Origin of the sequence: Vibrio sp. YT-18 (assembly GCF_033337345.1) — a bacterium.
Taxonomy (GTDB): Bacteria; Pseudomonadota; Gammaproteobacteria; order Enterobacterales; family Vibrionaceae; genus Vibrio; species Vibrio alginolyticus.
This window is the reverse complement of record NZ_JAWOQO010000005.1, coordinates 22401-42989: the sequence shown is the minus strand read 5'-3', so window position 1 is coordinate 42989 and position 20589 is coordinate 22401. Positions and strand designations below refer to the sequence as shown.

The window sequence follows — 20589 nt, the reverse complement described above, 5'->3', positions numbered from 1 at the left end:
CTCTAGATGAAATCCAATGTGAGTAGTAAGCGACGTTCATTGTCTGCAACATGTGGAGAGCGATGTATAAGTCCAGTGGCTTCATTGCCTTCCCAACCACTTCCTTTGAGCAGGGCAACATCGCCAGGCTGCATTCGTCGTATGGCACTTTCAGAGTCGTATAAGCCCGATAGGTGATCAGGTTGACCAAGACTACCGGCACCGAGTTTAGTGCGATCAATGGTATCGTTGGTTAACCATTCGGTCGCTCGGCCGGTATAAGTTATGACAAGTCTGCAAGGCACACGATCAAAGTGAAATTTCGGGCACATCGGGCTGTCTAGGCGAGTTAGCCTCAAACCTGCTTCTTTAACCTCAAACAAACAGCAGAACATATCGACGATTAAAGCAACATCTTCACTCAGCGCATCAGCACACGCATAGCCCTTTAACTTGCTTCGTACCCATTGTGCAGCATCATCTGGCGTGACACTTTGTACCAGTGCCAATCTAGGCTCCTGTGCCAGCATCAGATTAATGTCCTTCGTCAACTCTTTCGAGAGCGTTCGCTGCCATATGGCAATATTGTGCTCTGGTTTGTAGATGTCGCTAAGTATGTTCGCTGATGTCGATATCGCCAACGATGATGTTGTTTGGACACGAAGCGGGTTCTCAACTACATCAATGCTCATATATCTTCCTCCCAAGCGTTAAAAAGGTCAGGTAAAGGTTTTAATAACGTTGATTTTCTAGGGCTATGAGACCTAGTAATCGTTACGATTTCGCTCTAGTTCACGGACATATTGACACAGTCCCACCCCATGTAGAGTCAAGTCAGACAACGCTTGTGAAGAAATCAACGTTTACTCTCTCTCAATAGGAGACTACTGGTTGTGAGATCAATTCTTTAAACAACAAATTGTAGAGCCCCAAACAAAGCAATGTTATAACATAACAATTAATCTTTTCAATATTTACCTTTTTTGATTAAAAATAATTAGGGGAACATCATGAGCATGCGAGCACGGAAATTATATTCCGCGATTAGAAAAGTAACGCGTAGGTGAATCGCCATAGACCCGACGAAACATCGCGATAAAGTTGCTGGGCGTCGAATAACCCAAAGCATGTGCAACCGCTCCTACAGATTCCCCTCGAGCTATCATTTCTAATGAATGTATTAGCAGTACTTGTTGCCGCCATTCATTAAAACTCATGTTTAACTCACTTCGAATCAATCGTCTTAACGTCCGAGATGAGACTGCCCCAATATTGGCCCAATGCTCCACAGAATGTTTGCTGTTTGGGTCTATTAAAATTGCTTGAGTAACTTTTTGCAGTCTCGGATCTCTGGGCAGCGGGATGTGGAGTGACTCATGAGGGCTATTGACGATTTCATCGGATATTACGGCAAGAATACGTAAAGACTGTATGGATAGATCGTCTGTTTTGCTCCATATCGATGCTCTAACCGATAGGGCTTTCAACACATCGCTCATTTGGATAACACAAGGTCTCATTGGAAACCGCTCACAACTCTCTGGAGTAAACAGTAATGAACGACCTTTCAGAGAACCACAAAAATAAACACTGTGCATCGCACCCGGGGGGATCCAACCAGCTCGGTGAGGTGGTAGTATCCACGTTCCTTCATCGGTTTTGACCTGAATTAGCCCTTCATCTATACACAGTAACTGGCCTCGATGATGACTGTGCCAATTATGTGGCCGTTGATCCAAATGGTTGAAGTCGCTCCTTTCATGCTGCCACTCCTTAACGATCAGTGCGGCGCCATTTTTCCATTCGCTGTAATCAGAGTTTGTCACTTTATTTACTCAATTCCATTTTGGCCATTATTCATTATTTTCTGTCCTCTTAACGTTACCATAGCAAGTTAGCGTTCGAGTAACATTTTAGCAACGACCATTTTATCGAAGGCAGAACCATCATGAACGAACCTATCTTTATTATCTATTACATTACGGCAGGCTTGGGCATTGGCTTTCTCGCAGGACTCGTTGGTGTGGGTGGTGGTGGAATGGCCGTCCCTATTTTTGCGTTTCTATTTTCACTACAGGGAATAGCTGATACGGAAGTAGTGCATCTTGCGTTGGGGACATCAATGGCTTCGATGATTGTTACAACATTGGGCAGCATGCGCGCTCACTACAAAAAAGAGAATGTAGACTCGACAATGGTAGTAAAAATGTTGAGCGGAGTTCTAGTCGGAACATTTTGCGCCACATTCGTAGCATCGTATCTACAAGGAGTCTATCTGGCAGGCTTTTTCAGCGTATTCATGTTGTATGTTGCTTATAAGATGTTTCTCAACACTGAAAATGAGTACAACCCTAACCCACATGGGGCTATCGGTAATATCACTGTAGGCTCGGTCATTGGCTCTGTATCAGCACTTGTCTCTATAAGCGGTGCGGGGTTGATCATCCCCTATCTTGTCCAGCAAAATTTTGAAGTAAAACGTGCTATTGGAACCTCTGCTGCGATAGGTTTCCCTATCGCGCTGTCAGGAAGCCTCGGTTACATGTTAAACGGATGGGAAAATACAGATTGGAACAACTTAGTCTTAGGATACATATACCTTCCTGCAATGCTCAGCTTCTCCATTAGTAGCTACTTAACTACTAGCCTCGGCGTGCGTTGTGCAGAGTATTTCCCAAATAAAGTTCTTAAGAAAATCGTTGGTATTTTGTGTGTTCTTCTAAGTTTCAAAATGTTGGTACAAGTACTTAGTTAGAGCAAATAACACGGTCACTAGTAGGCCTTGCACTATGGTGAAAGGATAAGCCTGCAAAAACTTACTTCTCGCTTTGCTGGTCCAAGCACACAATGTGTAAGAAAGCTCCTCATTGTTGCACTCTTATGACTTTGTTAACCTGGCCAGAATTACATCCAAAATGTGCTGATGATTGTCCTTTCTGGAAACCTCGTCACGCTCCTGGCAAAGTGCTTCCTCCCCTTCTGATGCGAGAATTTTAATGCCACGCTCAGTACATTCTGCGAACGCACTAAACTGACTCGCACTGGGGATCTCTTGAAATGTTACATTGGGAAGAGCAACAAGTGATTCGGCTGGTGTCAGTGCGGGATATAGCCGATCAGAGAGCGCCACCACGGTGATAGCATTGTTCATCAAGGCCAGAGTTTCAGGGACAAAAGTTTTCGTTAGCTCAGGGTTGATAACGACGACCGATTTCAGTTTGTTTTCAGACTGAAATCGGGGAAATTTTTGATCCGGGATGCTGGTAATATCAACGTTATTTTCACGTAACCAATGACAGTCTACATTGGTGGCGTTGTGACACGATGTTCGATATTTCTCCGGGCTTATTTGCGCTCCGGAGAGCATCAGCATAGATGTGCCGCCCAGAAAAAAGCCGACCCCCTGCACTGCATCAGTATCTACGCCTCCGGACAGTATCCCGACCGAACTTAATTCGTTCAGCCCAAGCACCAAATCACTGGTTCTGAATGTGATTTCATCGACAGCCATTTCTGCATTGATTTCGTTCGGTGCAGGAGGCTTTGGTACCACAACGACATAACCTTGTTGCGCCAGGCTCGAGGCTATCCAACCACTGTGGGAAAACGCTGACCGTGTTCCGCCCTGCGACAAAAGCACAACGGGAAATTTTCCACTTGCTAAAGGGGCATCTAACTGCGTTTCGACTGATTTAAAAATGTTCCCCCTACCAAACGTGAAATTGTTTTTTTCGTTCGTTGTGGGATACCAATAATAGACTTCTACTGGCTTATCTCTGTCTTCACTGAATCCCGTTTTGATTGTTAGCGCAGAATGGTATTTCGGCTCATTCGTACTGGCGCTGGCACTGACACACAATGTAGCGAGTAGAAACGACATTATTATTTTGGTTTTCATTTTTCCCTCAGCCGGTCAACACATTATTCTGCACGGCATCTAGAAAAATAACGCGCAGGAGATTCTCCATATATTTTGCGAAACATAGCAATTAAGCTATTCATAGTCGAGGTAACCCAAAGAAAATGATAGACCGCTCCAGCTAGAGCCTTTCTTTTCAATAATTTTCTGCGGATATCCACCATGCAGAAGTTTGTACTTTACTCATTGTAAACGACTAATCATGGCCTCTTAAGGCAACATTAGAAAACCAACCGTATTCACAATCCATAACTCCATAACTCATAGTTACACCGATGTATATCTAAGTGAGCTGAAGCTTCATTGCCCATCCAGTGCCCTTTGCATTTTTATAGCAAGGTAGCCAAGCACCATTTTATGACGGACCATTGCTGCCTGCGCTAATGCTTTTGTTTTGTATCGTAACTGATTTGCTTACTGACGTTCTTTAGTTGCACTCCTACCTTATTAAATGCCTTTTGAATAGTTGTGGAAACATGCTGGCGGCCCTCTCCTTCAAAAAAGTTAGCTCGATCTTGCTTCGTTTCGAATACACAGACTATTTCTAAACTTTGTGGAAAAGAAGAGAATTTGACGGTATGAGTCACCCAAAGAAAGCCATCGTAGCCTTTTAGCGTATCTTCACAAACTTCGGTCAACACTTCTCTAATTAGATTCTCGACCTTCTTATCTGATTTGCGCATGAATTAAACTGCCTTCCTATCTAACGCCTTTAATTAGGTCTCAGTCTACATTGTCTTAAACAGTATTTGGCAGTGGTATTTAGTCAATAGCCTGTAGATGAGGTTATTCGCACGAAGATTTACCGACCTACTCGCTTCGAACTACATCTTACGCTGTTAAAAATAAGCGCTTTGCAACTCTACAAAACGCTTCTAACTTATTAGATTATTTTAAGTGTGTTTCAAGGAATGCAGAAACCTTGTCCATTGCAATGCCGACTGCTTCTGGATGGTCATACAGTTCATAGTGAGACCAATTTTCCAAATTAACCAGCTGTCGGTCTTTTGATTGAACAGAGCGGCCATAAATTTCCTGCCCATCACGATAAGCACCAAACGCCCCGACTTTTTGCCCTACCACGGCCATAACAGGCTGAGTCAATAACGTTTCGGCAAATGCAAAGGCATCCCAGCTCAGTGTTTTCTGTGCATGTGAAAACAGCATACGAGTTGCACCACCTTCGGTTTGTCCACGTGATGTTTTGTAGTATTCAGTAGCTTCGAACACGTCTCGTTCTGTTAATCCATTTTCTTTTGCAAATTCAATATTTGGAGGAAGAAGTTCATCGATTTTCAGCTCTGAGCCGCGAGCTTCGGCTGTTCTCTGTGCAGCCATAGCTTCAAGATTGGCGATAGGGTCGTACATACTAAAGCCTTCACGGAACAAGCGGCCTAAGTTAACAGGCGTAATACCTACGACAGCTTTCAAGCGCTTTTCGGTTAGGGCTGAATTGATCATGTAACCACCACCGCCGCAGATACCGAGTCCACCAATTCTATTCTCATCGACATATGGTAAAGTTACTGCATAGTCGATAACGCGACTGATATCTTCAACACGTTGACTTGGGTCTTCTACGTAGCGAGGCAATCCTCCCGATTCTCCTTGGAAGCTCGCGTCAAATGCGATCACGACGTAACCTAACTCAGCAAGGGCTTTACCATAGACAGCGCTGGATGTTTGTTCTTTACAACTACCAAAAGGATGAACGCTTATCATTGTTGGGTAGCGTTTCGATTCATTGAAGCCTTCTGGAAATAAAATTAATGCAGACATATCCCAAGCCATATCAGCATTTCTAAAAGTGATTTTTTGCATATTCATAATCAATACCTTAAGAGTAAAAAGCCTTGAGAGCAGAAAGGCTCGAAGCAATTGAGCCTTTCATCGGGAATATTAAAGAGTGCGTTGGAAGAAAGATGCGAGTTGGGATACTGCGTCATCGACGTATTCGGCAACATCATAAAGCGACATATGGTTTGCACCATCAATGGCATACAAGGTTTTATCTGAACTCGCTGCACGTTCTATCAGGTCATCACTCATCCATTTGCTGCCTGCGTCACTACCAACGACAGCAAGAATTGGCTGAGTTAGGAATGCTTCCGCTTTGTGGTACGCATCGTAAGTAATGATCTGGTTTAAGTTACGAGTTAGAGCAAAACCCGGCGCATTTGGATGTTCACAACGTGGTGTGTGGTAATACTCCCAAGCTTCGCGTAGCTCTGCATTTGAGGCATCTTCTTCACGCATCGGAGCTAGAGGAATAGTCGCGAATTCTGTACCATTCGTGTCGGTTGTGCGAGCATTCGAACCAAATTCTAAGTAACCAACAGCGTCAGCATCGTTAACCGAATTATCCCAACCATTACGGAACATTTGGCCAATGTTTACGGCACTAACCATACCCAGTGCTTTGATTCGACGATCATTGATCGCTGCATTTGCACTATAGCCCGCACCAGCACAAATCCCCATTGCGCCAATTTTATCGTTATCGACGTACTCTAACGTTGTCAGATAGTCGACGACTGCGCTCACGTCTTCAGTACTCGTGTAAGGGTTTTCCATTTGGCGAGGCTCACCTGTACTTTCACCTTGATACGAACGGTCAAACGCAATGGCAATTATGCCGCTTTTTGCAAGTTTACTCGCATATAGGCCTGCGGTTTGCTCTTTTACGCCACCACCTGGGTGTGAAACAACAACCGCCGCATATTGTTTACTTGCATCAAAATCTGTAGGGAAGTTGATAACCGCTGAAATCTCAATACCTTGACCATTGAGATTTTTGAAAGTGACTTTAGACATAGCGACATTCTCCATTAGAGGTTAACTGTTCATCTCAGGCTGACCTAAGCTTCGATGTAATATTAGTCAACACACTGTTTCGGATAAATATCGTTTTATCTACATGACTGTTTAGTTATACTTAACAAATGAGAATAGAACCTTCTTTAATTTCATCACTGACGTGGTTTGCACATATTGCTCGCCATCGCAGTTTCACTAAAGCAGCCTTAGAAATGGGGGTAACCCGTGCTGCCTTATCACAACACCTAAAAGCGTTAGAACAACAGCTACAAGTTCGGTTAATTAATCGAACCACCAGAAGTATGTCGCTGACGGAAGAAGGCCAACGTCTGCTTGATATTTTGCAACCTTCATTGGTGAACATTGAGCAGGTCGTTAACGAATTGAACGACTCTCATCTTGAGCCTTCGGGATTAATCCGTATCAGTGTATCAAGAACCGCTGCTCGGCTGCTTATTGAGCCCTATCTAGGTGAGTTCCTCTCTCGTTATCCTAAAATACGCCTAGAGCTAATCATGGATGATGGGTTTTCTAACATCGTCGCAGAAGGCGTTGACGCTGGCATTCGCTTAGGATTAAGCTTAGATGAACATATGGTTGCGATCCCTATTACTCCGCCGTTAACAACGGCAATAGTGAGCTCTCCTGAATACTTTAGGCAAAATGGACTACCTCAAACTCCTGAGGATTTAGAAGATCACAATTGCCTTGCTTATCGTTTTACCTCTAGCGGAACAATTGATCATTGGTCGCTAACCTCTCCAGATGTTGCAAAGCGCACCCTCGTTTTCGAGCCTAAAGGTAATGCTATTTTTAATGATGACTATAGTATGTTACAAGCTGCAATACAGGGTGTGGGTTTAGTGAAGCATATTGATTTATGGGTGGAAAAGCACATAGATGAGGGAAGATTGACCCGAGTTCTGACACCTTGGTGCAAAGAGTTTCCAGGGTTTTATTTATATATGCCTTCACGAGAGCATATGCCGAAAAAAATCCGCGTCTTGATGGATTTTTTAATCGAAAAGCGCGAAGCTCTGAAACTCAAAGAGTAATTACCAAATTGCTTTAAGTAAATTACCACCTTCTAAAGAAGGTGGCTTTGTGTGAGCCCCCTAAAAGGGGGCCTTTGTTTAGTCCAGCGCCAATTGCTGCTGCTCTACTCGCTCTTGCTTCTCTTGATGTCTTACATATCGGCGTATTATTTCTTCATTGATTCCAACACTATCGACAAAATAGCCTCTTTGCCAAAAGTGATTACCCCAAAGCCTGTTCTTCCTAAGGTGAGGAAACTTGCTAAATAGCTTTAAGGCTATTTTGCCTTTCAATACCCCCATCAACTTGGATATCGAAAGCTTTGGTGGGACCTTTACAACTAAATGGACGTGGTCAACTTGTACGTTTAGCTCTACGACTTCACATCCAAGTTGATTACAGTAAACATAAATACATCGATAAACTTCTTTACCTATATTGTTCTTCAAGATCCTAAATCGATACTTTGGCGTCCACACTATATGGTATTGACAACGCCAAAATACGTGGGAAGCTTGATTGTATCTACTCATGTTATTTGTCCTCTTTGACTTCTGGAAAAATCAAAGACGCATTTAGCATGAGTAGTTTTACAGGCAAAGCCGAAACGGATGATAACCACCTACTGAAGTAGGTGGTTTAGGGCTGAAAATAAAAAAGCGAGCACGAGGCTCGCTTTTAACTTTCTGTTTTCGTTATATATTACAATAGCTCAACCGATTGTTTAGCTATCACAAATTCCTCGTTAGTAGGAATAACAAGAGCTTTGGCACCTAACAACTCAGATGCTGCAATAACACCTGCGTTACCAAATCTTGCATCTTCGTTACCTTTCTCATCTTCAACAAAACCTAACAGTTTTAGGTTTTTCAAGATTTCACGACGAATTGGTAGTGAGTTTTCACCAATACCACCAGTGAAGATGATGCCGTCTAATGAATCCAGAGCCGCGAGGTAGGATGTAATGTATTTCGCAACGCGGTAAGTGAAGATCTCAAATGCCAACTTCGCACGTGAATTCCCCGCTTCCATTGCTTCTAGTACGCCACGAGCATCACTTGTCACACCAGATACACCTAAGAAACCTGACTTCTTGTTCATCATCTCGAACACTTCGTCTTTTTCCCAGCCTTTACGGAAAAGGAACTCGATAACACTTGGGTCGAGGTCACCACAGCGAGTGCCCATCATTAGGCCAGCTAACGGCGTCAAACCCATACTTGTATCAACACATTCGCCATTTTTAACCGCACTCACTGATGCACCGTTACCTAAGTGCACAGTGATAAAGCTGCTTTCTTCAACCGGCTTATCTAGCATTTTCGCTGCTTCACGGCTTACGTAGTAGTGGCTTGTACCGTGAGCACCGTAACGACGCACTTTATGCTCTTCGTAAAGCTCGTAAGGAAGTGCGTACATAAAGGCTTTGGCTGGCATTGTTTGGTGGAAAGCAGTGTCAAATACAGCAAATTGAGGCAGTGAAGGGAACGCCGCCATTGCCGCTCTCATGCCTTCAGCGTTCGCTTTGTTATGAAGTGGTGCAAGTTCAGCAAGGCGCTCTACTTCTTGAATAACTGTTTCATCAACTTTCACAGTTCCTTTAAAGGTTTCACCGCCTGCGACAATGCGATGGCCTACAGCGACAAATTTTGAGCTCAAACCTAGAGTTTCGAGTAGTTTTACCACTCGCTCAACAGCGTACTGATGATGGTTACCGCCAGCTGGAATTGCTTCAACGGTTTTTTCTCCCTGATATTTCCAACTGATTTCAGCTTCAGGTAAGCCAAAACACTCACCAATACCTGATACCAAAGCTTCACCGGTTTCAGAATCAATAACAGCAAATTTTAATGAAGAGCTACCAGAGTTGATCACCAGTACAAACGAATTAGACATGAAATAGTTATCCTGTTGTAGAGCAGAGGTTGTAATAGCGCTTGTGCGCTGCGTACTTCTTGTTTGCCCCTCTATTATTCAATAATTTTTTAATCTTTCAACAATCTTTTAGTAAAAGCGATTTGATTGAACAAATTTTGTTGATCTGTAGCAAGTTTTGATTTTATTTGAAGACTAAAAAATATCACTTGTTAAACATAATTTATGAATAGGTCAATTTGTACAAAGTCAGATATATAAGCTACGTTGTTTATTGGGTGAACAAAAATAACAAACCAATCAATAAATCGGGGTAATAATGTGCCCACTATTGCATTTCTATTAGTGATCTTAGGTTTGATTTTGCTCTGCTGGGGATGGCAGATGACAAAAAACATCTGCTCGAAAACTGACGTAACCGGGTGGACTTTCCTATTATTGTTAATCAGCTGTTTCATTTTTGCTTATGCCGTTTTTTTGCACGCTATCATGCAAAAACCTATTACTTCTCTCTTAGAAACGGGGGTTTCTCTTATACTTTTTGGCGGCAGTATCTTTGTCGTGCTGGTGATTAAGTGGAGCAACGATTCGATATTAAAGCTTCATACTGTTGCTGAAAGAGAGAAGCGCAATGCCGTCCATGACGCTCTTACTGGGCTCCCTTATCGTAAATACTACTTTGAGTCTATCGAAGACATGACACAACCTGAAGGCCAATGACTGATTCAAATTATGAGATAACCTCAAAAACGTCGAAAGATTGATAATACGTTTCAAGGTAAGCTGGTTAATTTCTTTTCACAGCAAGCCGCACTGAAGGCTCCCGCTCTATCGTTGAGAACACGATTGCGCTAGCACATGGATTAGGGTATTCGGTCGTAGCAGAAGGCGTTCAAGACATGGACACACTGCATTTTTTGAGAAGTCGAGGCTGTGACATCATTCAGGGTTACTTGTTCTGCCCTGCCCTTAGACGAAGTAATAAGTTGGGTAAACAAACACGATGAAAAGCAAAACCGTATTAGACGCGCATAAAAAAGCCGAGCGCTTTGCTCGGCTTTCAATTCTTTTTGTAGCAACTTAAACCGTCGCTTTAATCACTCGTGATTATGCGTCTGTACGACGGCCACGACCGTGACCACGTTCACCACGATGTGCACCACGGTGATCACCACCACGGTTGCGATCGAAACGACGTTCGCCACCTTCACGATTACCATCGCGGTTGCCGTCACGGTTACCACGGAAACCACCTTCGCGACGACCGCCTTCACGACGATCACCACCACGATTGCCGCCTTCGCGGTTGCCACGGTAACCACCGCCATCACGACGACCACCATCGCGACGACCACCGTCACGGCGACCACCACGAGACTCGCGGAAATCATCGAAATCACATACTACAGCACCAACATCTTGTTGACGGATACGTAGTTTGCTTAGCTTGTTCGCCGCGTCTGAAGTCATTGCTTTAGGTAGCTGTACGAATGTGTGACCTTGAGCTAGCTTGATCGCACCGATAGAACCTTTACCTAGACCTAGTTCGTTTGCTAGAGCGCCAACGATGTCTTTAACTTGAACGCCTTGCTCACGACCAACTTGAAGCTGGTAAGTATCCCAGTCTTGGTTGTTGAAGTTACGACCGCCGTCGCGACCACCTTCACGGCGCTCTTTACGACGTTGCTTGTCACGCTCAATTGCTTCAACCATTGGGTCTTCGCCAATGTAGAACAGAGGACGTTTGCCTTGCTGACGCTTAAGAAGCATAGCAGCAAGTGTTGCTGGGTCGATGTCTAGAGAAGTTTGTAGTTTCTCTACCAGCTCAGCAAATTTGTCTAGTGCTTTGTGCTCTTTCTCTGCTTCAAGCTCAGCGCCTAGCTTAGCTAGACGAGCTTCAGCAACTTGGTCACGTAGAGGAAGTTGGATTTCTTCCATAGATGACTTAGTTACACGCTCGATAGTGCGAAGCATACGAATTTGGTTAGTGCGAACTAGAAGGATCGCTTTACCCTTACGTCCAGCACGGCCAGTACGACCGATACGGTGGATGTATGACTCAACATCAAATGGGATGTCGTAGTTAAATACGTGCGTAATACGTGGAACGTCAAGACCACGAGCTACAACATCAGTTGCAACTAGGATGTCAATAACACCTTGTTTGATGTGATCAACAGTACGTTCACGTAGAGACTGAGGAATGTCACCGTGCAGTGCAGCTGCTTTGAAGCCACGTGCAGATAGCCAGTCAGCCAGACGCTCAGTATCTTGACGAGTACGTACGAATACGATTGACGCGTCAGTTTCTTCAGTTTCAAGAAGACGAGACATCGCTTCATCTTTCTCTACACCTTTCACTACCCAGAACTGTTGTTGAACTTTGTCTACAGTGTGGTTTTTACCAGCAACGTCAACCGTTACAGGGTCACGAAGGAAGCGTTCAACGATCTTCTTCAGCATTGGAGGCATAGTTGCAGAAAACAGAACGCGTTGTGCTGACTCTGGAGCGTGCTCCATGATCGCAGTTACGTCATCTACGAAACCCATGTTTAGCATTTCGTCTGCTTCATCAAGAACGAAAGTACTAACTTCGTCTAGGTGTAGACGTTCGCGATTGATAAGATCTTGAACACGGCCTGGAGTACCGACAACTACATGAGCGCCACTTTTAAGAGCACGCATTTGGTCGACAATAGATGCGCCACCGTAAATCTCTAGAACTTTCAAACCTTTGATATTTTTACCAAGGTTTTTCATTTCCGCTGCAACCTGAATTGCCAGCTCACGAGTCGGAGCAAGTACAATCGCTTGCGGTTTGCGTTGGTTTAGATCGAGTTTGTTGAGAAGAGGCAGAGAGAACGCTGCTGTTTTACCTGTACCTGTTTGAGCTTTACCCAGCGCGTCAGCACCTTCCAATAGGTGTGGGATTGCCGCAGCCTGAATTGGAGTTGGTGACACGAAACCCATTCCGTCTAGAGCAGAAAGGATAGAATCATTCAGAGATAAATCACTGAATTGAATAACAGAATCTTGCATTGGGATCCTACTTAATTAAACAAAAAAACAGTCCCATATGCTCTTCCAATTCGATACTGATCCATCCAGATACTGATTCCATTCAGACGGGAACACAGCACAGTACACAACCGCGATAAGCCATTAGGGACGACTAAGGGAGGCGGATTATTCCTTAAAAGCATAAAAAAATCCAGAAAAAATTGAATTACATCACAATTTATTCTCAACAATGGTATTTTTAGCATATTTTTCCACCAGCCCTACCATTCCCCGTAGATTCGCGTAACTCACAGATGAGAATTTCATCAATATTTAAGCCAATTTCTCGTGGTTAAATTGGCAAAATTCACGGCGAAATTACGCTCCACAGGTAGTAATAATAGCTCGCAATGATTATAGTGTGCCCAACTCCATAGGTAATTTAAGAAAAGATGTTTCAAGATAACCCACTACTCGCTCAGCTTAAGCAGAAAATCCAAGAAAACCTGCCCAAAAAAGAAGGCTCAATAAAAGCCACAGATAAAGGCTTTGGCTTTTTGGAAGTGGACAGTAAGACGAGCTTCTTCATCCCGCCTGCGTACATGAAAAAGTGCATGCACGGTGACAAAGTCGTCGCCATTATCCGCACCGAAAATGAACGCGAAGTTGCAGAGCCACAAGAGCTGCTGGAACAAGCCGTGACTCGCTTTATTGGTCGAGTAAAAATGTTCAAAGGCAAGCTCAACGTAGCACCTGATCACCCACAGCTTAAAAAGCTATCTCTTAAAGCGAAACTAAAGAAAGGTCTAAAACCTGACGAGTTCGCCGAAGGTGATTGGGTTGTCGCACATCTTATTCGCCACCCTCTAAAAGGCGATAATTCCTTCTTCGTAGAAATTTCTGAAAAAATCACTGACGCGAATGATAAAATTGCGCCTTGGTGGGTAACGCTTGCTCAAAACGATCTACCAAACTCTGAGCCAGCAGGCATCGATAACTGGGAACTGAAAGACGACGCGGAGCTAGAACGCGTAGACATGACTCATGTTCCATTCGTCACTATCGACGGTGAATCGACTAAAGATATGGACGATGCGCTGTACGCGAAGAAAACCGTATCTGGCGATTTCGAACTCACCATCGCTATTGCGGACCCAACCGCCTACATCACACCTGAAGATGAAATGGATAAAGTAGCGCGTGAGCGTGGCTATACTATTTATCTTCCAGGCCGCAACATCCCGATGTTACCTCGTGATTTAGCGGACAACCTATGCTCTCTGATTGAAGGTGAAACCCGCCCTGCTATTTGCTGTACCGTAACGGTAAGTAAAGATGGTGTGATTGGCGACGATATTAAATTCTTCGCAGCAAACATCAAATCACATGCACGCCTAGCATACGATCACGTGTCTGATTGGTTAGAAAACGGCAGCTCTGAAGCATGGACGCCATCTGAAGAGATCGCGACTATCGTTCGTGATCTTTATGAGTTCTCTCTTGCTCGCGCTGAATGGCGTGAGAAAAACGCAGTGGTCTTCCCTGATCGTCCTGACTACCGTTTTGAGCTCAGTGAAGATAACGATGTAATCGCTATCCACGCAGACATGCGCCGCAGTGCAAACCGTCTTGTTGAAGAATCCATGATTACCGCAAACATCTGTGCAGGTCGTACATTACGCGATAAATTTGAAACAGGTGTCTTCAATACGCATGCAGGTATCAAGAACGAGAAGATTGAAGAAGTGGTTCAACTTGTCAATCCAGAAGGCCAGTTGGAGTTCACAGCGGAGTCTATTGCTACGCTAGAAGGCTTTGCTGCGTTGCGCCGCTGGTTGGCAGCTCAAGAAACGTCTTATCTAGATAACCGCATTCGTAAGTTCCAAGCATACAGTGAGGTGGGTAATCAGCCTCTGCCTCATTACGCAATGGGTTTAGACATCTATGCAACTTGGACATCACCAATTCGTAAATACGGTGATATGATCAACCACCGTATGTTGAAGGCCGTCATCCTTGGTAAAGAACCCGTACAAAAACCAGATGACCAAGTAGGCGAAGAGCTAGCTCTACATCGTAAACATCATAAAATCGCTGAGCGAAATGTCTCAGATTGGCTATATGCACGCACGCTTGCTGATGAGCCGAGTAAGAAAACTTGTTTCACAGGTGAGATTTTCGATATTAATCGTGCAGGCGCACGTGTCCGACTTCTCGAAAATGGCGCAGCAGCCTTTATTCCTGGTGCACTAATTCTTGATAATAAAGAAAGAATTGAGTGCAATGGCGACAACGGTACCATCTCTATCGATAAAGAGGTCGTATACAAACTTGGGGATACATTGGAAATTGTCCTTACGGACGTAAACCAAGAAAACCGCAGTTTAGTTGCAAAGCCAACCCAGGTATTCGCTGAACAACCAGCAGCACAAACAGAACAGACTGTAAGTGAGTAATACCGAATGAAGTTAAAAGGCGCTCTATTGAGCGCCTTTTTTATTTGTTATGTAAAACGATAAGAAAGAGTATGCCGAACATTGAGATCATTCGCTTTAATCACTTCACTGCGCGCAAAAGTGAGCGTTACACTGCAACACATAATGGGTTATATATTGTTGAAGAAGGTGCCCTATTAGTTCATCAACCTAATGGCGAGCAATTTGAACTTAAAGCCGGAGATTTCACACTCTATAACTCCGCAGATCTGAGCAGTGCAGAAGCCGTCTCTAGTGACGGAGGCTTTAAAGCACTGGCTTTAGTCTTCAATCCAAATATATTCTGTGACTTTAAGAAAGCGCACCCGATGCTACGTTCCAAAACGGAAGAAAGGCGCTTCTATCCTTTTTCAACGCAATCCAGTAGCGAAGTAGCACAATTGAAGGACATGTTGGTTAAGTTAGCGAGTCGCAATGCTCCAGACTACACACAAAGCCATATCGCAATGGCATTGCTGTCGTTGATGGTTGAGGTAGAGCCAAACATCCTATCTATCATAGATGATGCAAGTAGCCTGAGCGACTCTCAAAAAGCCATTAAGTACATTGAGGGTAATATTGAAAAAGACATCACGCTAGAAGGCTTAGCGGCTCATATGAGCATGTCCATCGCAACCTTAAAACGTCGCCTCGCCGCAGATGATCTTTCGTTTTCTCAGATATTAAAGGTGAAACGGATAAACTTCGCAGCAACCCAACTGCGCAAGTCAGAAAAATCAATAACAGAAATAGCGTTTGAGTCTGGCTTTAAAAGTGCAGCGCATTTCAGTACAGCATTTAAATCCGTTTACAACATGACCCCCAAAGACTTTAGAAACCAAGTTGTTAGGCCTAAAGTATGAATCATGTCGGCATTCGCATCCGTTGGGCTCGCCCTATTCCCAAAAACACGCTTGAGGATCGCGCTCCAACTCGTTGAGTAAGTCCTCAAGCATTCGGCTAAATGGAAGTGGCTTATAAGGCACCCACCTTAACAGCTCGTTGTGATATGTGGGAACATAGAAATACCAAAGTTGGTTTTCCTCATCAAACATGATCTTCGCGACGGGAGAAGTATACTCGCTATGCTGGGAGTCGAGGAGAAAATGCGCCCGATGAAGCTCAACGCCATTTTCTACTAGCTCATAGAGGCACTTGCCCTGTTCGACAGGCAAGTTAGCATTACGCGCAGAGCAGAGCGATTGAACTGATTTGTATAAACGACTTGTCGCCATTTGGGACACTGACATCAACGTTCTCCCGATGGATGATAGTTAGAGCTGTCGATCCTAGTATATAACCTTTACATCATCACCGATGGTAGTTATCTACCTAACTCAAGTATAAGATAGCTATATTATCATTTGCCCAGATTATCATCTCAGTCCACTTGGAAACGCTAGCTCCATCACCTCTTGACTAGAAACAATTCCCCTGTTTAGCGCTAACAGTTCACAAAAGTGTAACCTGAACGCAATATCATAAACTCTGCTTTATCCCGTATATGGAGTTTAATATGTTACGTTTTACTGTGGCGACGTTATTGGCCATAGCAGTCTCCCTCCCTACCATTGCAAAAGAAATCAACATCTCGGGTTCAACGTCGGTTGCTCGTGTGATGGATGTACTTGCTGAGGAATACAACAAAACACACCCAGACGATTACGTTGCTGTTCAGGGCATTGGTTCGAGTGCTGGTATCACCATGGTCAATAAAGGAGTAGCCGAAATAGGCATGAGCTCTCGCTATCTGACTGAAAGCGAAAAAGGTGAAGATCTCAATGTATACCCTATCGCTTATGATGGCCTCGCTGTTGTTGTAAACCGTACCAACTCTGTAGAAAACCTTTCTCAGCAACAGCTGTTTGATATTTACAAAGGTAAGATTAAGAATTGGAAAGAGGTCGGGGGCGCAGATCAGCCTATCGCGGTGGTTACTAGAGAAGCGTCTTCAGGTTCACGTTACAGCTTCGAAAGCTTGCTGGGACTGACCAAAATCGTTAATGATCGCCTTGTCTCGGATATCAGCCCAAACAACTTGGTTGTAAACAGCAACAGCATGGTAAAAACCATTGTTAACCATAACACTCGCGCCATTGGTTTTATCTCTGTAGGGTCAGTAGATCGCTCGATCAAGGCGATTCAGTTAGATGGTATTGACCCAACCTCGACAAACATTAGCAATCATAAGTACAAGTTGGCACGACCATTCCTAGTGCTATACAAAGTAGATAAGATTAGCGATGCAGGTAAAGGTTTTATCGCTTTCCTTCGTTCAGAGCAGGGACAAAAAGCGATTGCAGATTACGGTTATACGCCAGTAAAAAACTTTAATCAGTAAAAATGAAAAAGAGAGCACCTTGATGCTCTCTTTTACTATGTCGTGTTCTATCCGGTTTCGGAATTAGAAATGCAGTTGAATTACAGAGACCACAACCGCACCAGGTCGACGAATACCTTCAATTTCCACTTTAATTTCGCGCTCAATCTCCAAACCTTTTTTGATTGGCGTTACTTTTGTTAACGTGCTGACTGCACGAACATTATTGCCTGCTTTGACAGGGTAAGGGAAACGGACTTGGTTTAAACCCAAGTTAACTACCATTTTAGCTGTTGGGAACATTGGCTTGTCTGGATCGACTGAATCCGTCAGTTTAGGCAGCAATGCTAATGTTAAAAAGCCATGAGCGATAGTTGTCTTAAATGGAGATTCAGTTGAAGCACGCTCTGGATCAGTATGAATCCATTGCATGTCTTCCGTTACCGCACCAAATTGGTTAATACGTTCTTGAGACACATGAACCCAATCACCAGTGTGAATAACTTCGCCAATTTTTTCACTTAACTCGTCATAAAGCTTTTGAGCCTCAGGTGCCATTACGATCGGTGCAGGTTGAGGTGCAACTTCTTCGTTGACGGCTGGCTGCTGGTGATCACGAACTTTTGAGAAAAGAAAGCTATTTTGAGCTTTCCCCAAAAAGTCACTCCAATAATCGCGTAACGTTGGAGACATCCAATTCATAAACTCGGATTGATGAGCAGAAATCGCATCAACTTTGTCTTTAAATAGATTTGTGACCTTCATAAACACCCTTAAGAATTCTAAGCACAACTGGCTATACCAGTTAATTTTGAATTAGTTCACAAAGTCTTGCAAATACTTTCGGGCGAACACATGTACCCTAAAAGCATGTTATGTCTTATATATCAGCAAGATAACAATAAAACACCATTTTATTGACGTGCGCCAATATAAAGTAAAAACTCTATAAATTGGTACTTTTTGTCCCTTTTTCACTCCGTTTTCAAACTGTCCAACATCACATCAGTGATCATAAAACAAGCAAACAGTACTTCTATTATAATTCAGCACTTTACAAGTCGGACTATGCTCCTTATTATACCGCCCACAACGGAGAGATGGCTGAGTGGTTGAAAGCACCGGTCTTGAAAACCGGCATACGTTAATAGCGTATCTAGGGTTCAAATCCCTATCTCTCCGCCACTTATTTAGAGAGCTCGCATTTATTGCGAGCTCTCGTCGTTTTAGCTCTTACAAAAACGAGATTTAGAAATCCTCGCTCGTAAGCGAATCCAGCACTTCACTATATTCCAGTTAAAAGCCCGCTAATGTTTAGCGGGCTTTTAACTTCGATTTTCTAAAGTTTAAGCAAACTTCTTAATCATTTCAGACAGGTCATTGGTGCAATTTTGCACTTTGGTGTTCATATGATTCGTTTCAGTCATCAGTTCATACGATTCACTGTACTTTAAATTAAGCGACTGGATGTTTTCATTTATTTCATCCGTTACATAAACCTGCTCTTCTATCGCGACCGCAATTTGTTGGTTTCGTTCGACGACGTCCTGAACAAGGGACTCCAGTTGTTGAATGCTATCCAAAGCAGTACCTAGCAATGTTACCGTTCCGGTCGACATTTCATTACCTTTCTCTAACGCAGAAACCGCTGATTTGCTCCCATTTTGAATCCCTTCAATGGCCGATTTAATCTCTGTTGTCGATTCCTGAGTTCTTTTAGCTAAGGTTCTCACTTCATCTGCTACAACGGCAAACCCTCTGCCTTGTTCGCCTGCCCTCGCGGCTTCAATTGCAGCGTTCAACGCTAATAAATTAGTTTGTTCGGCAATACCATTGATGACTTCAACAACGGTTCCAATTTGCTCGGTTTGTTGGTTCAAACGTATGACCACTTTAGATATTTCGCCGAGCTCACCCACCAACTCTAAAACCGATTGGTTAACATTATCGATAACGCTACGGCTGTCTATCATCGTATTTTGCGCTTCTAACGTAGCCTCGGCGGTCGCTTGAGCATTATTTGATATCTCAGATGAAGAGGCTTGCATCTCGTTGACCGCTGTTGCGACCGAGTCAATCTCCACTTTCTGTGCGCTTAAGTTCTCCGTCACTTGCTGGCTATTTGTCGCAGCACTGTTAGCACTTGCGCGCGTTTCTTCGCAAGAGTCTTTTACAGACACGCCAACGCGCCCCAATAGCGCATTGGCAAATTGCTTACGCATCTTCATACCCAGCTCAATCTCAGCCAGATCGTTGATTCTTCCGCAATAAATATATTCCATGAGTGGATTGTTGAAGTCTTGCCTAGCCTGTTTAGCGAGCTTCTCAACTGGTCTGGTTAATACATAAATAGAGAAAACGGAAAGTAACGCAACAACGCCAAACGCTATCATTGGTGATTGATTCATTTGTAGAGTGAGTAAGCCAAGAAGGTTTGAAATTAAAAGGAAGAAGGCCGATCTCATCCACAAACGTGTACGAGGAAGATACATTTTCCACGGCTTACGATTATTTCGAAGCTTCGAATACGCTTTTTCCGCTCGCTGGATGTGTATACGCTCAGGTTTAAATCTCACTGATTGGTATTCCACAACTTCACCATTAGATTTTATAGGAGAGGCAAACGCGTCAACCCAATAATAGCCGCCGTTTTTACGTCGATTTTTGACCATTCCCATCCAGTGTTTGCCAGTTTTCAGGTGAGTCCATAAATCTTTAAAAGCCTGTTTTGGCATATCAGGATGACGCACAACATTGTGGGGTTTACCGATAAGCTCCCCTTCATCAAACCCCGCTACTTCATTAAAGTTTTCACTGGCATATTTGATGTAACTGGAGGTATCGGTAATGGAAACTAGGCTGTAACTCGAGGGGTAATCGTATTCCGTTTCACTCATAAACATGTGTCCTTACATTGATTAATTAACAAACGGCAAATATGAATTTATCAGCATAACATTTACATGCATAATGATAGGTTGATTCAAAAATAAAACAAAATTATTGACAAGTTTACTTGTTACTTAATGACTCTAGTCGCATTTTTATCCTCTAATACAAGGCTTCGTTAATATGCACAAGACTGAGTACTGTTCAAAATTAATACACAAAAGCGCTTCCGTACTGAGTTCGTAAATTGTTATAAGTAATCCACTAAAACGAAAACAAGG

Annotated in this window: 18 protein-coding genes, 1 tRNA gene and 1 pseudogene; 8 read left to right on the top strand and 12 right to left on the bottom strand. The window is 43.5% G+C overall.

Annotated elements, in window-relative coordinates; translation table 11 throughout:
- Positions 1–2 precede the first annotated feature (2 nt).
- Together R7M72_RS08570 and R7M72_RS08565 are read right to left on the bottom strand one after the other, a co-directional pair.
- A complete protein-coding gene (locus R7M72_RS08570) occupies positions 3–671 on the bottom strand; it encodes a DUF1826 domain-containing protein (RefSeq protein WP_005375711.1) in 669 nt (222 codons plus the stop codon).
- 339 nt (positions 672–1010) lie between these two features.
- Positions 1011–1805: an AraC family transcriptional regulator gene (locus R7M72_RS08565; protein WP_005375710.1), complete on the bottom strand. Its 795-nt coding sequence runs from the start codon at positions 1803–1805 to the stop codon at positions 1011–1013.
- Positions 1806–1927: 122 nt separating this feature from the next.
- Between R7M72_RS08565 and R7M72_RS08560 the strand changes: the two genes are divergently transcribed.
- The gene (locus R7M72_RS08560; protein WP_062730947.1) at positions 1928–2734 is read left to right on the top strand and encodes a sulfite exporter TauE/SafE family protein; all 807 of its coding nucleotides are present in this window, start codon (positions 1928–1930) and stop codon (positions 2732–2734) included.
- A 123-nt stretch (positions 2735–2857) separates the two neighbouring features.
- On the opposite strand, the gene R7M72_RS08555 is transcribed toward R7M72_RS08560, so the two are convergent.
- The 4 genes from R7M72_RS08555 to R7M72_RS08540 form a co-directional block, all read right to left on the bottom strand.
- Positions 2858–3877 carry an alpha/beta hydrolase family protein gene (locus R7M72_RS08555; protein WP_062730946.1) on the bottom strand — a complete coding sequence of 340 codons (1020 nt, stop codon included), beginning with the start codon at positions 3875–3877 and terminating at the stop codon, positions 2858–2860.
- 401 nt (positions 3878–4278) lie between these two features.
- A complete protein-coding gene (locus tag R7M72_RS08550) occupies positions 4279–4581 on the bottom strand; it encodes a hypothetical protein (protein WP_005375707.1) in 303 nt (100 codons plus the stop codon).
- Positions 4582–4786: 205 nt separating this feature from the next.
- The gene (locus R7M72_RS08545) at positions 4787–5725 is read right to left on the bottom strand and encodes an alpha/beta hydrolase (RefSeq protein WP_005375705.1); all 939 of its coding nucleotides are present in this window, start codon (positions 5723–5725) and stop codon (positions 4787–4789) included.
- 72 nt (positions 5726–5797) lie between these two features.
- Positions 5798–6712, bottom strand: coding sequence for an alpha/beta hydrolase (locus R7M72_RS08540; protein ID WP_017821078.1), 915 nt, complete (start codon positions 6710–6712; stop codon positions 5798–5800).
- A gap of 128 nt (positions 6713–6840) precedes the next feature.
- Between R7M72_RS08540 and R7M72_RS08535 the strand changes: the two genes are divergently transcribed.
- Positions 6841–7770: a LysR family transcriptional regulator gene (locus tag R7M72_RS08535; RefSeq protein WP_062730945.1), complete on the top strand. Its 930-nt coding sequence runs from the start codon at positions 6841–6843 to the stop codon at positions 7768–7770.
- A gap of 78 nt (positions 7771–7848) precedes the next feature.
- Here the strand turns inward: R7M72_RS08535 and tnpA are convergent, their stop codons facing one another.
- Entirely contained in the window at positions 7849–8283 is a 435-nt protein-coding gene (gene tnpA, locus R7M72_RS08530; RefSeq protein WP_017633711.1) for an IS200/IS605 family transposase, read from the bottom strand.
- Between the two features lie 169 nt (positions 8284–8452).
- A complete protein-coding gene (locus R7M72_RS08525; RefSeq protein WP_053350660.1) occupies positions 8453–9646 on the bottom strand; it encodes an acetate/propionate family kinase in 1194 nt (397 codons plus the stop codon).
- Between the two features lie 468 nt (positions 9647–10114).
- Between R7M72_RS08525 and R7M72_RS26300 the strand changes: the two genes are divergently transcribed.
- Both R7M72_RS26300 and R7M72_RS26295 read left to right on the top strand, forming a co-directional pair.
- Positions 10115–10345: a hypothetical protein gene (locus tag R7M72_RS26300; protein ID WP_224721257.1), complete on the top strand. Its 231-nt coding sequence runs from the start codon at positions 10115–10117 to the stop codon at positions 10343–10345.
- Positions 10346–10416: 71 nt separating this feature from the next.
- Positions 10417–10660: pseudogene (locus R7M72_RS26295) on the top strand (EAL domain-containing protein); the annotation flags it as partial.
- 72 nt (positions 10661–10732) lie between these two features.
- On the opposite strand, the gene R7M72_RS08515 reads toward R7M72_RS26295, so the two are convergent.
- Positions 10733–12664, bottom strand: coding sequence for a DEAD/DEAH box helicase (locus R7M72_RS08515; protein WP_005375680.1), 1932 nt, complete (start codon positions 12662–12664; stop codon positions 10733–10735).
- Positions 12665–13077: 413 nt separating this feature from the next.
- Here R7M72_RS08515 and rnb point away from each other — a divergent pair, with 413 nt between their 5' ends.
- On the top strand, positions 13078–15081 hold the full coding sequence (gene rnb, locus R7M72_RS08510) for an exoribonuclease II (protein ID WP_054579642.1): 2004 nt from the start codon (positions 13078–13080) through the stop codon (positions 15079–15081).
- 71 nt (positions 15082–15152) lie between these two features.
- Entirely contained in the window at positions 15153–15962 is an 810-nt protein-coding gene (locus R7M72_RS08505; RefSeq protein WP_017635750.1) for a helix-turn-helix transcriptional regulator, read from the top strand.
- A 33-nt stretch (positions 15963–15995) separates the two neighbouring features.
- Here the strand turns inward: R7M72_RS08505 and R7M72_RS08500 are convergent, their stop codons facing one another.
- Positions 15996–16349 (bottom strand): DUF3024 domain-containing protein, encoded by a 354-nt coding sequence (locus R7M72_RS08500; RefSeq protein WP_017821084.1) that lies wholly within the window; start codon positions 16347–16349, stop codon positions 15996–15998.
- A gap of 266 nt (positions 16350–16615) precedes the next feature.
- Between R7M72_RS08500 and R7M72_RS08495 the strand changes: the two genes are divergently transcribed.
- Positions 16616–17440: a phosphate ABC transporter substrate-binding protein gene (locus R7M72_RS08495; RefSeq protein WP_017635752.1), complete on the top strand. Its 825-nt coding sequence runs from the start codon at positions 16616–16618 to the stop codon at positions 17438–17440.
- A gap of 63 nt (positions 17441–17503) precedes the next feature.
- Here the strand turns inward: R7M72_RS08495 and R7M72_RS08490 are convergent, their stop codons facing one another.
- Positions 17504–18184: a MaoC family dehydratase gene (locus R7M72_RS08490; protein ID WP_005375670.1), complete on the bottom strand. Its 681-nt coding sequence runs from the start codon at positions 18182–18184 to the stop codon at positions 17504–17506.
- Positions 18185–18513: 329 nt separating this feature from the next.
- Here R7M72_RS08490 and R7M72_RS08485 point away from each other — a divergent pair.
- Positions 18514–18604: transfer RNA gene (locus R7M72_RS08485), tRNA-Ser, on the top strand.
- Positions 18605–18765: 161 nt separating this feature from the next.
- Here the strand turns inward: R7M72_RS08485 and R7M72_RS08480 are convergent.
- Entirely contained in the window at positions 18766–20316 is a 1551-nt protein-coding gene (locus R7M72_RS08480; RefSeq protein WP_165401664.1) for a PAS domain-containing methyl-accepting chemotaxis protein, read from the bottom strand.
- Positions 20317–20589: the final 273 nt, after the last annotated feature.